The 15,485-nt window shown below is 45.7% G+C and carries 12 protein-coding genes; 1 reads left to right on the plus strand and 11 read right to left on the minus strand.

From position 1 onward, the window contains the following. Nucleotides 1-175: 175 nt before the first annotated feature. Complete coding sequence (locus JOE49_RS23705) at nucleotides 176-2,926, plus strand: endo-beta-N-acetylglucosaminidase (protein WP_209943138.1); 2,751 nt, start codon at nucleotides 176-178, stop codon at nucleotides 2,924-2,926. A 135-nt stretch (nucleotides 2,927-3,061) separates the two neighbouring features. Here the strand turns inward: JOE49_RS23705 and JOE49_RS23710 are convergent, their stop codons facing one another. From JOE49_RS23710 to JOE49_RS23760, 11 genes are all read right to left on the minus strand, one after another. Beyond that, the gene (locus JOE49_RS23710) at nucleotides 3,062-3,598 is read right to left on the minus strand and encodes an SMI1/KNR4 family protein (RefSeq protein WP_023989666.1); all 537 of its coding nucleotides are present in this window, start codon (nucleotides 3,596-3,598) and stop codon (nucleotides 3,062-3,064) included. 56 nt (nucleotides 3,599-3,654) lie between these two features. Further along, nucleotides 3,655-4,314 carry a DUF2625 domain-containing protein gene (locus tag JOE49_RS23715; RefSeq protein ID WP_209943140.1) on the minus strand — a complete coding sequence of 220 codons (660 nt, stop codon included), beginning with the start codon at nucleotides 4,312-4,314 and terminating at the stop codon, nucleotides 3,655-3,657. A 36-nt stretch (nucleotides 4,315-4,350) separates the two neighbouring features. Further along, nucleotides 4,351-4,869, minus strand: coding sequence for a hypothetical protein (locus tag JOE49_RS23720; protein ID WP_209943142.1), 519 nt, complete (start codon nucleotides 4,867-4,869; stop codon nucleotides 4,351-4,353). A gap of 35 nt (nucleotides 4,870-4,904) precedes the next feature. Continuing rightward, nucleotides 4,905-6,056, minus strand: a complete 1,152-nt coding sequence (locus tag JOE49_RS23725; RefSeq protein WP_209943144.1) for an Imm26 family immunity protein — start codon at nucleotides 6,054-6,056, stop codon at nucleotides 4,905-4,907. A 90-nt stretch (nucleotides 6,057-6,146) separates the two neighbouring features. Continuing rightward, on the minus strand, nucleotides 6,147-7,148 hold the full coding sequence (locus tag JOE49_RS23730; protein ID WP_209943146.1) for a phosphotransferase enzyme family protein: 1,002 nt from the start codon (nucleotides 7,146-7,148) through the stop codon (nucleotides 6,147-6,149). A gap of 93 nt (nucleotides 7,149-7,241) precedes the next feature. Continuing rightward, complete coding sequence (locus JOE49_RS23735) at nucleotides 7,242-8,240, minus strand: AraC family transcriptional regulator (protein ID WP_034095071.1); 999 nt, start codon at nucleotides 8,238-8,240, stop codon at nucleotides 7,242-7,244. Nucleotides 8,241-8,269: 29 nt separating this feature from the next. After that, a complete protein-coding gene (locus tag JOE49_RS23740; RefSeq protein ID WP_028542294.1) occupies nucleotides 8,270-9,466 on the minus strand; it encodes an MFS transporter in 1,197 nt (398 codons plus the stop codon). 34 nt (nucleotides 9,467-9,500) lie between these two features. Beyond that, complete coding sequence (locus tag JOE49_RS23745) at nucleotides 9,501-12,242, minus strand: alpha-L-rhamnosidase (RefSeq protein ID WP_209943162.1); 2,742 nt, start codon at nucleotides 12,240-12,242, stop codon at nucleotides 9,501-9,503. 268 nt (nucleotides 12,243-12,510) lie between these two features. After that, a complete protein-coding gene (locus tag JOE49_RS23750; protein WP_209943164.1) occupies nucleotides 12,511-13,512 on the minus strand; it encodes an ABC transporter ATP-binding protein in 1,002 nt (333 codons plus the stop codon). Beyond that, a complete protein-coding gene (locus tag JOE49_RS23755; protein WP_023989675.1) occupies nucleotides 13,496-14,485 on the minus strand; it encodes an ABC transporter ATP-binding protein in 990 nt (329 codons plus the stop codon). The genes JOE49_RS23750 and JOE49_RS23755 overlap by 17 nt, the downstream gene beginning before the upstream one ends. A gap of 64 nt (nucleotides 14,486-14,549) precedes the next feature. Next, nucleotides 14,550-15,485, minus strand: coding sequence for a DUF1177 domain-containing protein (locus tag JOE49_RS23760; RefSeq protein WP_209943166.1), 936 nt, complete (start codon nucleotides 15,483-15,485; stop codon nucleotides 14,550-14,552).

The raw sequence follows: 15,485 nt of genomic DNA on the forward strand, positions 1-15,485 counted from the left end.
GGATCGTTCATGCGTAAATAAAGTATACCATGTCCTTCGCTGGATATAAGTAAGCGCATTCATGAAAATGAGGATTTTCTTTAATTTAAACGCCATATCTTTAATTTAGCCTCTATGTAAAAACCGTTTTATTGATTATCTTTAGGGGGATAAATACACGTTAGGGGGATGAGCTATGAAACGTAACAAGGTTCACAAGTTCGCTTTAAAATGGACTGCGCTGGTTTTGACTTCTGTCCTGTTAAGTCAAACCCTCTCTCCATCCGTTTATGCAGGCGATACCCTCCCATATGAAGGAGAAAGCGCCAAAGGGCCGAATCAGCCTTATCAGCACGGATACGCCAGCTCACATATTTTGGACTGGACTCCTACCAAAGATGTCTATGGAGATATGCTTCGCGCTCGCGTCCCTCTGCAACAACGTAACAGCTCCTTCGCCGCTACACAGGCCCAACCTGCTTTAAGCCCTGACACGCAAATGTTTACACTTAGCGGCGATTATGGAAACGCTTTTTTTGATAGCTATTCCTATACCAATAAATTCAGTCAATACTTGTTTAACTATTGGCAGTATACCGACTATTACGGCTACTGGCATGGCATGCCTACCGCCCATGTACCCGAAGAGCTATACGATCCCCAAAAGGATTGGACGGAAAAATGGTTCGAGTTCGGCATTCTGAACATTCCAAATCCGGGTTATACGAATGCGGCGCACAAAAACGGCGTTCTCTCCATCGCCTGTATTTTTTTCTCGGATAATGACCGTGGACCGCAAACGTATAAGCAAATGCTCGTGCAGGATGCTCAGGGTGGATTTCCGGTAGCTAAAAAATTGATCGAAATGGCGAAATATTATGGCTATGACGGCTACTTCATCAACCAGGAGGAAGCTTCTAAAGGCGTAGCTACAGAGGATATCCCCCGTTACAAGCAGTTTATGAAATACTTGCGAGATCAGGGCATGTATGTGCAATGGTACGACTCCACCATAAACGAAACCGTTAAAATTGCTTATCAAAATGAGTTTAATGCCGTGAACAGCCCGTTTGTCAAAGACAAGCAATACGGACAGGTGTCCGATTCTATTTTTCTCAATTATTGGTGGGACAAAGCGAAGCTGAAAAGCTCCCGCGACCATGCCAAGCAATTGGGTCTAGACTCTCTTAAAACCGTTTTTGCTGGGATTGAGGGCGGGAACGGTGACTTTGGCAGATGGAAGCAAAAATACGATCTTCGTCTGAATATCGGTGATAACGGGCAGCCAATGAACAGTATCGCGACGTTGGGAGCAGATTTCACACATAATGCGCTGGATGAAGAGTTTGGCGGACAGGACACCAATCGCAGAGCTGACAATGCGTATCAATGGATGACCTTTATCCGCGACCGTGTCTGGTGGTCAGGTCCGAATCAGAATCCCGTCCGTGCACAAAGAAACCCAAGTGTAGATTTGTCCGATGTAAAAGCTTCGGGCGCAAACTGGGACGGTATCGCGGCATATATCGCCGAACGTTCTGTCATCCGTGGCTCCCATTTTAATACCAGCTTCAATACTGGACATGGCTTGCAGTATGTCGTGAATGGAGTCATCTCCAATCCCAAGGAATGGTCCAACATCAATATTCAGGATATCCCGGTAACTTGGCAATGGTGGCTCGATACCAAAGGTAAACCGCTCTCGGTTGACTATGACTATGGTCCGAATTATACCAAAGGCACTCGGTTTACCTATCAGCCTGTGGGCGCTTATCAGGGTGGCAGCTCCCTCGTCGTTAACGGAGAGCTGAATTCAGATAACTTTTTACGCCTGTATAAAACGGATCTGTCGGTAAATAAGAATTCAAACTTGTCCATCACGTACAATAAGCCTTCCTCCGATGACAGCTCGGTGCTGAGTATCGGACTTATTTTCAAAGATAACCCCGGCCAAGTCGTAAAAGTCAGCATCCCTAACTCTGGTAAACAAACCACGGGCTGGGTAAGCCACAATCTGGATTTGAGTGCCTATAAAGGAGAAACAATTGTAGCTTTCGGTTTATCTTTTGATAACGCGAATAAAACAATCAAAAACTATCAGATGAATATCGGCCAAATCAAGATAACAGACCATTCTGTCCTGAAACCAGCCGCGCCGACGGGATTCAAAATCACCAAGGCACTGACCGATACGAACGAAATGCTCGTAGCCTGGGACCTTGAGGATTACTCAAAAGTTAAACAATACAATCTGTATGAGAACGGCTCCTATATCGGCGGAATTTATGACTCATCCTATTATATTAAATCCCTAAACCATAAATCCGGTGAATTAATGCTTACTGCAGTTGGGGCTGATGGAACGGAAAGCGAACCGGCTCGATTAAGCTACGATCTGAATGCTGCCGTCAGTCATATTAAGGTGGAGACTCAAGAAAACGGTGAAGCTACAGTAACGTGGAAAAATCCCTCTGAAGCGGACGGAACGGTTAAATTGAACTTGATCACCGACTATACGGACACCGTATTCCATAAAACCATTACGTCGGACAATGGCGCTGAAACGGCTACGTTTACCGATCTGCCCACAAACGGTGATAGCTACACACTACGTATCGCTATCGGCAATCATGAACCTGTAGCATACACCGGGTATCTCGCAGACACGACGATAGAAGAGCCTTATGTAAAAGAGAATGTGACGGTCACTGGGTCAACGTATACGCTTGCTCTACCAACCTTGAAGGACTGGCATCGTTTATATGTATACGAAAACGATGTGCCCAAGCAATTTGGCGTAACTTATGTATCGAAAAAGTTTCCTTACATTGTCCGGGGAAGAACAAAATTAAGTGAACTGACTTTTACCCCTACTTCTCGTACCAGCTCGCTAAAGATCGTGCTTGAAGATTATGCCGGCAATCAGGCCACAACATATGTAAGATAGCTTTGTGCAAGAATCCCATGGTCCTGATTGTGTATCGCATATCCGCTACAAACAGTCCCAATGAAGAGTTCCTTCAAGGGGACTGTTTGTAGACTTCTCACTATTGGCTATATATTGGGCAGAATCATGCAGGTATCAATACAATGCCCATTTTTCCGTACACAGCTCTATAAATGAATGGGCAACCTGTTCACATTCGTCATATCCCAGACTACCAGAATGAGCAAAAAGAACGGGATACTCATTGTTTCTTTTTTCCTCTCTCATATCAAACATATAGTGGTTTCCGCACCCATCCATCGCAAACGACACAGCACCCGGCATATATTCCGGCAACTCGTAGGCGAGGTTCATTTCTCTCAAATCTTCGGTATTGAAAAACTGAAAATAACGTTCTCCATTTTGAAACTCCCCACCATTAGAATATTTCAAAAACTCCATATAGCTGTCAGGAAATTGTCCTTGGGGCAGATGCCAGCCAACAGGATCTAAAGGTTTATATTGATCATAGAAAGGAGACGACTTTGGAAAAGGGTTCACTTGTCTTTGCTTGATTTCGTGAATCTCTTGCTCGGATAGCTTTATGTTCCATGTTTTCAAAAAATTCGCGATTTGTTCATCAGTTGCTTCCTGACTTATTACAAACGGTTGTTCAAATTGAATACTCCACATATGTGCCAACCTCCATGCCTTGATGCCTCTAAGAGTTGTTGTTTCTACCACAAAAGCTATTCCTTATCCAATGCCACCTGCCATGCATTTGTAATGTCTATAGGCGACTTGCTGCTGGTCTCCCCTCCACCTTCTTGGGTCCATAGCGGCGGATAATATGCAAATACCTCTCCCTGCTGAAGTTGCTCCATATCCTTCTGCCAACCGTTCCAGCGGAATGTCTGGTAGAACAAGCCCAAATCTCCCTCAGCCAACCAGCTCAAGAAACCGGAATAGGCCAGCTCAGTGGATTCCCATTCCAATGCATCTGGTGCAAAATAGTAGATGTGACCGCTACGTCCGAATTTCCCTATATCCAATCCAAAAAATCCACCTGCTGCATCATAGGCCACCATTAGCATCCCCTCAAGCGCAGGAACACTTTCCGGTTCTTGAAGCCCGTTCCATGAGGTCAAGCTACCGAAAATTCCAGAGCCACCCGCACCCAGCAAGGTGATCCAACCGTAATCAAACACGATTCCTCCTGTCTCATAGGCAACTGTTCCCAAATACGATTTCGTACTCACCTGCAAACGGTACAGCGTGTCCCCTGGAGTGGATTCCGATTCGGCCGATACAATTTGATGTGAATTCCGGCCTTCTTTCAGAATATTTCTGACCTCTTCCCATGCATGGTTATCCTTATCTACCAGTTCATCAACCGTTAAAGTATGCATGTTCATTCCCCTTCCCGCATATCCCAAAATTCACTTTCAACCTGCGAACTGATTTTTTAAAACCTGCGTTTGATCTAAAATCACCCACTGATTCACTTCGTCGTATCCTTTTACAATGGCCGTGACCTCATGCTTCGGATACATCCACTCGGATGGTGTCTTTTCCTCATATGTACGAGTGTCTGACAATCCGACCGCATGATGCTGGAAAATATGAATAAGCGTACCGTGTGGGAAAAATACTTCAATATAACCCTTTACCTTAGTTCCAACGGGCAGTGCATTTTTGATTTGATGCCATTCCTGGTTCAAGGTGTGAAGATAATTGGACCATACTTCTTCAAACTCTTTTTTTGTAATTTGCGTATAATAGGGCTCCGTGTCATCAATCGCTTTCTCAGCTAATAAGAAATGATACTGCTCGTGCTTGCGATTAGAGGCGATATACGTGCCGTCATCCTGGATGACAATTTGTCGATAGGCTATTCCATCCGAATCTATTTCAAAATACCAGGTTCCCATGCCTGGTTCCGGACAATCTTTAAGATATTTCATAGGCCCCTCCTATTAAAAAATTCAATTCGTTTGTATCACTTTTTCCCGCCATAGGTTCTTGCCAAATATGCGAGATATTCCGAACGCGTCAGTCCTCCCGTTTGACGGTTGAACTCATCATACGAAATGTCTTCCGGGAATCCGAATTCGGCCAGTGCTTTTCGACGTTCATCCTGATGTAACGGATTATCCAGCGTTTTGTGCCACTCCCGCTCTTCCCAGGAGCCAAAACAGTCGGCAACGATACCTGAATAAGCACCGTTATTTGAAAATTTTCGCGAGGACTTGAACACGGTCTCCCCTTCCGGTTTGGAAACCGTGCCCGTTCCCCAGGACAGACTATATGTTTTTTCTTTTCTACTATCCGTACTACAGCCATAGCCGATGGGGAACACAATATCCTCTTCCACTAACAGCTTATGCCCTACTCGCTCATAGGCACCCCGCATAAAGGAATCATCCATAACAATCCAGGTCGTTTCGGATAATGGGGCGGATGTGATAGATTCCAAAGCTGTTGAACGGTCACGACTCGTAAACAAATATGGACGTACGAATAAAGGCATGGTCATGACACTGTTCCAAATGCTCTCCTCTGCAAACAACTGATCCTTTTGCATTTGGCGCAAATCTCCAACGACCAGCACATATCCATCTGTGAAAAGGTCTATTTCCACGCGGAAGATGTCTCCTGGGACCGTTTTATAACGCTGGTTTTTCATATGCTTCAACCGGTGCAACCTGCGATCGTAATCCTTGGGCACAAGTGACGGATATTGCTGAAGCCAATCGATGATCTCTTCTTTACTATGTAAATGCTCACATCCCGTAATAGGGAGTTTCACACCCGTTTTGCTATTCACAGCAGTAACATAACTAAGAGGACGATCCCTTCGAATGCCTGCTGAAAAGGTCACGCCTTCTGCCTTGATGCTCGAAACACTTGTGTAATTCAGCTTTTTCTCTTTGCCACGAGCCGTTTTAGGCAAAACAAATGCCCGATCACGAGTAAAAATCTCTACATCGGTTTCTCCATAGGTATCCTCAGTGGAAGAAATTCGCTTGCGAATTACGTCTCCATCCACACAAATATAGTATCCTTCTTTAATTTCTACCACATCCCAATGCTCTTCCAGCGCCTCCAGCCCGAAGTACGGCCGTAATGCGTTCGTTAGCCAACTATTCATCTGTTCCTCCAGTTTCGAGTACATTTCAATGCACCCAGGCTCAATTTTCCCAAAGATTATAACATAACGCAGCATCTAGCTCGTTTATTCCTACACTGTTCCAGCTTGGACCAACTCCTCCTGAATCCAGCTACTGCTGGTGGAAAGCTGGCGCAAGTCGGCAGAGATCTGTTTGACCTGCTCTTGCAATACGTGTGACTGATCCGTTCCTTCCAGAAAGCGACTCAAAAAATGAAGAAATACGTCTACCTTCCTAAGCAGCATCAATATAGGCACAGCATCAATCTCAGTGTGGCTTAAATGAACCTGGCGGCTGAAGCCCCGGCAAAAATCCCGAACTGCTGTCGTCTCCTCTAGTTGTCCAAAAAATCCTGATAAGATGACCGCCGGCTCCATGACCCGAACGTCTAGCGTACAAAATTCGAAATCAAGCAGTGCGGTTACTAGACTATGATCAGAATCCTTTACTAACAAATTGGAAGCGTTCAAGTCTCCATGTACAAGCTGATGCGGCAACTCTTCCAATGCATGAAGCGAATCTGTAATCTCTTCATAAGCTTCCCCTATTAATCGCAGTTCTTCATGCAAATCCTTTAGAGGCTCAGGCGGATGTAAACAAAAGCCCTGAACCGTTTCCCGGTTACACAACGGATAGGATTGCTGCAAAGCATAATACGGTCGATAGACTGGAGTCATATCAAGATTGAATGTCGCAAGCACAGCCGATAATTCCCCCGTAGTCTCGCCCAAAGTATAGGCAAAGCTTGAATCCTGCTCCAGGGGTGATATGCCTTCTATGTATTCGAACAGACACACATATTTACCGCTTTCCGTCTCCAGTTGAGCAAGCGTCTCTCCCGTGACCGTCGGAATAGGCGTGGGTGTCCTGAACGATAGTGAATGCTTACTCAGCTCCTGCAAAACTGCATGCTCAAATTCAATTTTGTCCCGATCCTTGTGTGTATCGTAGACGCGCAGCACTCCGTTTCGCCCACCACTCTTAACAAAATACGTCGTATTATTCCAACCCCCGGTTCGTTTCTGCAGCGTTCCGTTCCACTCCGGCCAGTGACGTCTTAGTATTGCTTCCAAGGATGTATCCTCCCTTATAAACACCAGCTTATGAATTTGCAGATATTATAACAAATATAGACGCCCATTAGAATTGGACGTCCTTGTAATCCTTCATTTCCTCAACTGTTTGTTTCGGATATTTTGCGGGGTGGCACCATACGCTGTTTTAAACTTTTTATAGAAAAAACTCATGCTGTTATATCCCACCTGCTTAAATATCATTTCGAACGGCAGATTGGTATTCACTACCAAAGAATAGGCTGCATTGAGTTTAATGTTGGCAATAAGCTGAGTGTAAGTAAGACCGGTTACTTTTTTTAACTTATTACTTAAATACGTACTATTGTAATTAAAATGGTTAGATAATTGCTGTAGGCTTAAATGCTGATAGTGCTCTTCCATGTAATTCAGAATAGAGGTAATATTATTCTCCTGCTGGTTTAAGTGAATATTATGCTCGCTTTCCAATACACGGACCAATTCTCCAAATACAATTTGCAAATAAGCCTTCACCAATTCCATCGAATCCTCTTGCCTGGAATAATATTCGATTAAGATTCTACGCAATATATATTGAAGGTTCTCATTGTGCTGTGACTCAAAAATAATAAAGTGATTATGGTGCTGATGCTGGAGGACAGAGTTGGCTAGAAATTCGCCAATCAGGCTTTTTTTCTTAGATAGCCGCTGCAGAAATAGGGATGAAATCGTTTCTCTTTGTAGCAAGATATTAATCAGTATATCGTCTTCTCCCAAAGGAGCGATGCTGTGAGGCACATCCTTATCGAGGACACATACTTGGCCTTCACAAAGCTGAATTTCTTTGCCTGCTATGATTTGATTGCACTTACCTGAGTAAACATAGTTTAATTCGATAAATTCATGCATGTGCTCCAGCATCGGAGCAAATCTATTGTGCTTGCTAATATAAATATCATGTTCTCCAAAGAAAAATAAAGCGGGCATACGGTATATATTCTGATTTATATCAAAAAAACGCTCATTCTCCGATTCTTTGGAGAGATCATTAATTACCTGATTGTTTTGCTGTTGTAAAAGTTCAATTTCCGTTTTGTTTCTCAGCAACTGATCCAACTCATGAAGGTTCATAAACACTGACTCCTCCTTCAGACTCCCCATTAACTGTGGACTGCCGCTTGAGTTTTGCTTCCCTTTCCTCTAATAGCGATTCCCAGACAAAGGAGTGCTGCAATCGTAAATACAATCGCAGAAACAAGGAAGGAAAATGAAGCCGTTTCATTTCCAGACAACACGCCAACTAACTTGATCACATAAGGCGAAGCAAACGCTCCCAAATTGGACCCTACCATCGCAATGGAAATGGATAAAGTCTCACTGCCTTTAGGTACGATTTTAGTTAGTATGGTAAAAATATAAGGAATAAACAGCGCAAAACTAAAGCCAATGATCAACATAGCAACGGTAACCATGGTAACATTCTGAGCAAACCATAGTAGTACAAAACCAGTTGCTGTTAATAGACTGGAGATAAAGGGAGCGTAATTTCTAAACCATTTATAGATTCTACCAAACAAGAAGCCTGCAATCATGGTGGACAAGGAAAACAGCGTTAACGCAGTTCCTAAAAAACCAGCATTGGGCATGCTCTTTTCAGCAATCATAATGCCTGTTTTGGTATATACAATCATGATAAAAGTCATAAACAGAAAAAGTGCAGCCCCTAATCCAAGTACAGGTATGGATATTCCCCCGCTCTTGTGACCCTTTTCTGTCGAATCCTCTACTGTAGGCTCACCGCGCTCTGGTTCGGGAATGATCAGAAAGAATAATAGCGCAATAGGAATGGTGATTCCATAGCATAAAAAAGCGAACTGCCAGTCAATTAGGGCGAGCTGCCCTGCCACAAAGGTAGCCAAGCTGCTTCCGAGTCCTTGAACGGCGCTTTGAAAGCCTACTAATTGAGCGCGTTCATCCCCTTCAAAAAAATCACTAATTAAACTGACGGCCAGTGAATTGAACATCCCGAGACCTGCACCTAGTACCAAACGCAGCGCAAGAATCCATGTAATATTAGTCGTGAACATAGGAAGTATTCCGCCGATGACCACCAGCAAAAGTCCTAGCAGGACTGTATTTTTCTTACCCAATCGGGAAGAAATCGGACCACTCAACAGCACAAACAGCATCATCGAGAAGGATGGAATCGTGACTACGCTTTCAATCAGCGAACTGGAGACGCCTGATAATTGGTTCAGCATCATCGGTATGACAGCCGAAATGGCACTCGCTGACGTCAGGACTAAGGAAATGGATAGCAACGCCGTTTTAAACAAAACTTTGTTCTTTATATTCATTAAGCTCTCACCTCTAGTCTATGTTATTTAGCCTCTAGTTGCATCTGTACTGGAACGTATACTGTCCAGAACCGACCGTAAACGTCATTTCATGATCTCCGCCCCTTTGGAAAATCGCCTGTTCCCCTGTAGAACCTAATTTCCCGGCCAGCTCCTGTGGCACATCACCAGGCGGATACTGAATCGACGGATATTGCATAGCAATGGTCTGCTGTAGTGCATCCGGCTCCATAACGCCCGGAAGTGTAATCTCAGCCGTCGTATTATGTGGTACGTGAACCGTCATCTTCATTTCTTTATTCGCGATTTCCCATTGGACTTCAAGCGTGCCATATGGCGTCTCCAGCTTGCCATGGGCCGAAGTAAGATTGGCAGGCGGTTTAGGAGCTAAACGTGATTTTTTATAGCCCGCTTCAAGCACATCGATTCCAGCAATATTTTGGTACATAAAGTCTCCTACTGAACCGTAGGAATAGTGATTGAACGAGTTCATATCGGTGCTCCAGAATGAGCCGTCCACTTTGATGCTATCCCAATGCTCCCACATGGTCGTTGCTCCCCGTTCAACCTGATAGAGCCATGAAGGATAATCATTTTGAAATAAAATGTTATAAGCGACATCCGTATAGCCATGGTCGGATAAAACCAGACATAGATAGGGGGTGCCCACAAAGCCGGTATCCAGATGCATATCATTTTTTTCGATGAGCCGTACGAGCTCCTGGATCACTTGCGTTTTATACTTTTCTGGCACCAATCCGAAGTGCAAAGCCACAACCTGTGCAGTCTGGGTATTGGAGGTCAATTTGCCCGCGTCATCGAAGTAGCGGTTCGCAAAAGCCGTTTTAATCCCATCATGTAAGCTTTTATATGTGTTGTAATCGGTATAGCGATTCAGAAGTTTGGCCGTCTGTGCCAAAATATGAGTCGAATACGCAAAATAAGCAGTGGCCACTAGCGTTCCGTCCGTCGCCCCAAAATAGCTTCCTTCCTCGCTATCCAGCGCCAACCAATCTCCCAGCTGCAAACCGGTATCCCAAAGACACTCTTCGTCCCCTTGGGCGCGAATATAATCCACCCATGCTTTCATACTGTCATACTGCTGCACTAAGATTTGCTTATCCCCATAGCATTGATATAGGGTCCACGGACATATAACCGCCGCGTCTCCCCATGCTGCCGTCGTTTTGTCCATATTATCGGCAAAGGTTCCTTTGAGGACATCCGGCACTACAAAAGGCACTGCCCCATTTTCCAGCTGGTTGTAAGCCAAATCCCTAAGCCACTTTCGGAAGAAGGAAGCCGCATTCATATTGAAGCTGGCAGTTCTAGCAAAAATCTGTGCATCGCCGGTCCAGCCTAATCGCTCATCACGCTGCGGACAATCGGTTGGCACATCCAGGAAGTTCCCCTTTTGCCCCCACACAATATTGTGTTGAAGTTGATTCAGCTTTGGATCAGATGTCTCAAACACCCCGATCGTCTCCATGTCCGAATGCAGAACAACCCCCGTAAAATCTTCAATCTCAACGCCATCAGGAAAGCCCTCAAGCTTCACATATTGAAAACCTTGAAAAGTGAAATGCGGCCTAAATATCTCCGTCCCCTTCCCGCTGCAAATGTACGTAATCTGCTGCGCTGCATCACGAATATTATCTCTGTAAAAGTTCCCTTGCTGATCCAGCACTTCACCATGAACCAGATTCAGAACCGTACCTTCGGGGGCTTCAACTTGAAATTCCAGCCAGCCTACCATATTTTGACCCAAGTTAAGCACCAGCTCACCTTTAGGAGTTCGAATGAGTTCAACAGGCTTCAATCGGTTCATCACACGGACAGGCTCGTTCTCCTGAGCAATCAGATGACTTAACGGGAACGAGACGACCTGCATCATTTTCCGTTCGGTTAAGGAGCTATGTTCGGCTGCCTGCTGCTCAAGTCGGGCATCATAGATTTCGCCGTTATAAATATCCGACATTAAAATGGCACAGCTCGTTTCCTCCCAGGAAGAATCAGAGCAAATGACTTCAGAACGGCCATCTTCATAACTAATCTTCATTTGAAATAACAATGCATTCGTGTTCCCGTAGGTGTCCTTGCGCTTTTGCCAGCCCAGATAACCGCTGTACCAGCCTTCTCCCACCGTGGCTGTGATTCGATTATGTTGTTCTCGAATGGTAGAAGTCACGTCATATGCTTGCACCTGGACACGATCGTTATAATCCGTCCATCCCGGGGTAAAGTAGGCATCGCCCACCCTTTGTCCATTGAACTCCAGTTCATACAGCCCAAGACTTGTAGCATAAATGACTGCTTTTTTCACTTTCCCCTCAACCGAAAAATATTTGGAAGCGGCAAAAGGAGCTCTTGTCTGAAACTGTTCATGGATGCTCCGCTCCTTCACTGTGATCCATTGTGCTTTCCAGTCCTGCTCATGGAGCAGCCCCATCTCCCAAAAGCCGGACTCACTCCATTCCGATTCTTCCGGTTCTGTGTCACCCGCTCCCTGAGCCCATACTTTTACCCGATAATAATATCTTTGTCCTGATTCCAGCGGGGGGCCTTCATAGGGAAACAAAATGGATTGATCCGAATAGGTAAAATGATTCCAAATCAGCGGTTCAAAAGTGGGATGAACGGATACTTGCAATTGGAAACGTTTTTGAGAAACATACATTTTTTCAGATTCGATCTGCCAACTTAACCGCGGTTTTAGACAACCCAATCCAATCGGATTATTTAAATGCTCGCATCTAAGCGCTTTCACTTTTAGCATTCTTATGTCCTCCCTGAGGTCTTCTTTTGTATTTCTATATTCAAATTAAAACGCTTCCATTGATTATGCGCAATGTTGTATCCCTGCATGTTATATGCTTGATTTACAGGTGTTGAAATTCCACCCCTTATATTGAATCTTAAAATGGATTTATTAGAAAAATATGTGCGTTTGCAGAGCAGCTACACTTAAAAAAAGCCCGAATCCGTTAGAGAAGGATTCAGGCTTGATTCTTGCTAGAAGGTCTATCTATTCTTTTTCAGTTGGCTTATGCTCGTCCGGCTATCGCTTGTTCCGGCGTGGAAGCTGGATACAAGTGACAGGCTACCTGCCGCCCTGGTGCAGCTTCGGCAAAGATGGGCTGTACTTTGCTGCATATCTCCATGGCTGCCGGGCAGCGATTATGAAATGCACAACCACTTGGCGGATTTTCTGGACTGGGCACATCCCCTTTAAGTACAATCCGATCACGCTCCGCTTCCGGATCAGCTACAGGTACCGCAGACATTAGCGCCTTTGTATACGGATGCAGCGGCTCTTTGAACACTTCTTGGGTCGGTGCGAGTTCGACCAGCTTGCCCAGGTACATCACACCCACGCGGTCGCTGATAAATTTGACGACCGACAGATCATGGGAAATGAACATATACGTCAGGTCATATTGTTTTTGCAGGTCCTTCATCAGATTGAGCACTTGCGCCTGAATCGACACATCGAGGGCCGAGACTGGCTCGTCACACACGATAAATTTGGGATGAAGCGCCAGTGCCCGTGCGATCCCGATCCGCTGGCGTTGACCACCCGAGAACTCATGCGGATAACGATGTGCATGATAAGGAGACAATCCGACCACTTCGAGCAGCTCTTCCACCCGCTCTTTGAGCTGCGTTTTGCTTAGCTTTTCATGCGTGATGAGCGGTTCTTCCAGCACCTGCTGTACTGTCCATCTGGGATCAAGCGAAGCAAACGGATCTTGAAACACCATCTGCATATCCGTTCTGAATTTGCGCAGCTGCTCTGTGTTTAGCTTACGTATATCCGTGCCGTTAAACAGAATCTCTCCATCCGTCGGTTCGATCAATCTGAGAATTGCCCGTCCAGTTGTGGATTTGCCGCAGCCGGATTCTCCCACGATTGCCAGGGTTTCACCCTGCTGTACAGTCAGGTTAATACCATCCACCGCTTTGACTGCTCCCACTTGTTTGGAAAAAAGTCCTTTTTTGATCGGGTAGTGTTTTTTCAAATTACGTATTTCAAGCAGTGTACTCATGATATCCCTCCTGCTGTAGCAAGCAGCGGCTTTTGTGTCCGGGTTCCACTTCTGTAAGCTCCGGGGCCTCTGCACGGCAAATTTCCTTGGCAAACTGACAACGTGGTGCAAAGCGGCAGCCATGTGGCATATCAAGTGGGTTGGGAACCTGGCCCGGAATAGAAGCCAGACGCTCCTGATCACTGTTTAATTGTGGCAGTGAAGCTAGCAAACTTTGTGTATACGGATGCTTGGGCTCTTTAAAAAGCGTTTTTACATCGGTTTCTTCTACCACTTGTCCGGCGTACATAATCACGACCCGATCGCACATTTCAGCAACGACACCCAGGTCATGAGTAATCATCAGAATGGAAGTTCCTTCGGACTTCTGCAGCTCACGCATCAAGTCAAGAATCTGTGCTTGAATGGTTACATCTAGTGCCGTTGTCGGTTCATCGGCGATCAGCAGCTTCGGATTGCACACCATCGCCATCGCAATCATCACCCGTTGGCGCATCCCGCCCGAGAGTTCATGCGGATAAGAAGCGGCTACTTTTTCTGGACGTGGAATTCCCACTTTCGTTAGCATGTCCACAGCCATGTCTTTCGCTTTGTGTTTGCTTACACCGTGGTGGTATCGGGCAGACTCCGCAATTTGCTTGCCGATTTTGAACACAGGATTTAGCGAAGTCATCGGCTCCTGAAAAATCATGGCCATCTCGTTGCCACGAATCGAGCGCATTTTCCGCTCCGAAAAATCCAGCATGTTTTCACCGTTAAACCGTACTTCACCAGCGGCTACTTTCCCAAGTCCCTTGGGGAGGAGCTGCATAATGGAAAGGGAGGTAATGCTCTTGCCGCACCCGGATTCGCCAACGATTCCGAGTGTTTCGCCTTTGCCAACCGATAGATCGACGCCGTCCACAGCCCGGATGGTGCCAGCCGCAGTCTTGAACTCCGTCCGGAGGTTGGTTACTTCAAGCAGTTGTGCCATGCCCTCTTCCTCCTCCTTGTCCATCATTGAACCTTCATGTTCTTTTTAACTTAGGGAATAAAGCTTATTCAGACTTGCCCATCGTTTGTAGATGCTTCATAGTGCCGTACAATTTAGTAATATGTTGAAACTCCTTTTCCGAATGAAAAGAGCATTGCCCACGTCCATAAGCTTTGGCTGTTTCTACAGCCAATTTGGCCGCCAGCGCAATATCGCTTTCGTGGCTGGCCCCCGTTGCACTGCCTGGGATAGGAGCAGCGGCCGTGATGGCTACACCAACCACTGGAGCGGAAGTTGCCACCGCTGGTTGCAAAATGCTGTTGATGTGATACAGGTCGTTACCATAAGGTGTGATGTCCTGCGTAGTTACAGCAAACGTGACACACGGTTCGCCAGTAACGGTCTGAACAATATCGACGAGGTCTTCACTAATTCGTAGCACATAGCCTTGACGTACCGTCGGGGAAATGGCAATACCTTTATGGTTAATGACCCGATTCCCTTTGGTCGTATCAATGGATAGGATCGCTTCCATTTCGGGTGTCACTTCATATTTGTTCATCGTCAAAATATCTACGGGTGAATCCATAAATGGAACCGGATCATGGGGCTGAGTGGGTGCATCTGGACAAATATGTGTACAGATGATCACATCTCCGTCAAGCACATCTCCTTTGGACTGCATGCACAATAGTTTAGCCGCCGCCGAAATTGCCGCTGCCGCACCGTCACCATCGGATACAAATCCGATCATTTCCGGTCGTGCTCCAAGTCCACCAAGTCGCCCTACTACACCCAAGGTTGGAGAATCGCCCCCCTGAATGCGACCCGTTTTACCGGCAATGACAATTTTAATAAAATCCGTAGAGCCCTTTTCACCTTTCACGGTGGAGACCGTAATCTCCGCTTGACCCAGTTGTTCCAAATAAGCTTTGACTTCTGCCCCGCTGGCAAACGGGCTATCCAAAAGGTCATAGACTTCAAAAACTTGTTTCATCAT

Source organism: Paenibacillus sp. PvR133 (assembly GCF_017833155.1).
In the GTDB taxonomy this organism is placed as follows: Bacteria; Bacillota; Bacilli; order Paenibacillales; family Paenibacillaceae; genus Paenibacillus; species Paenibacillus polymyxa_B.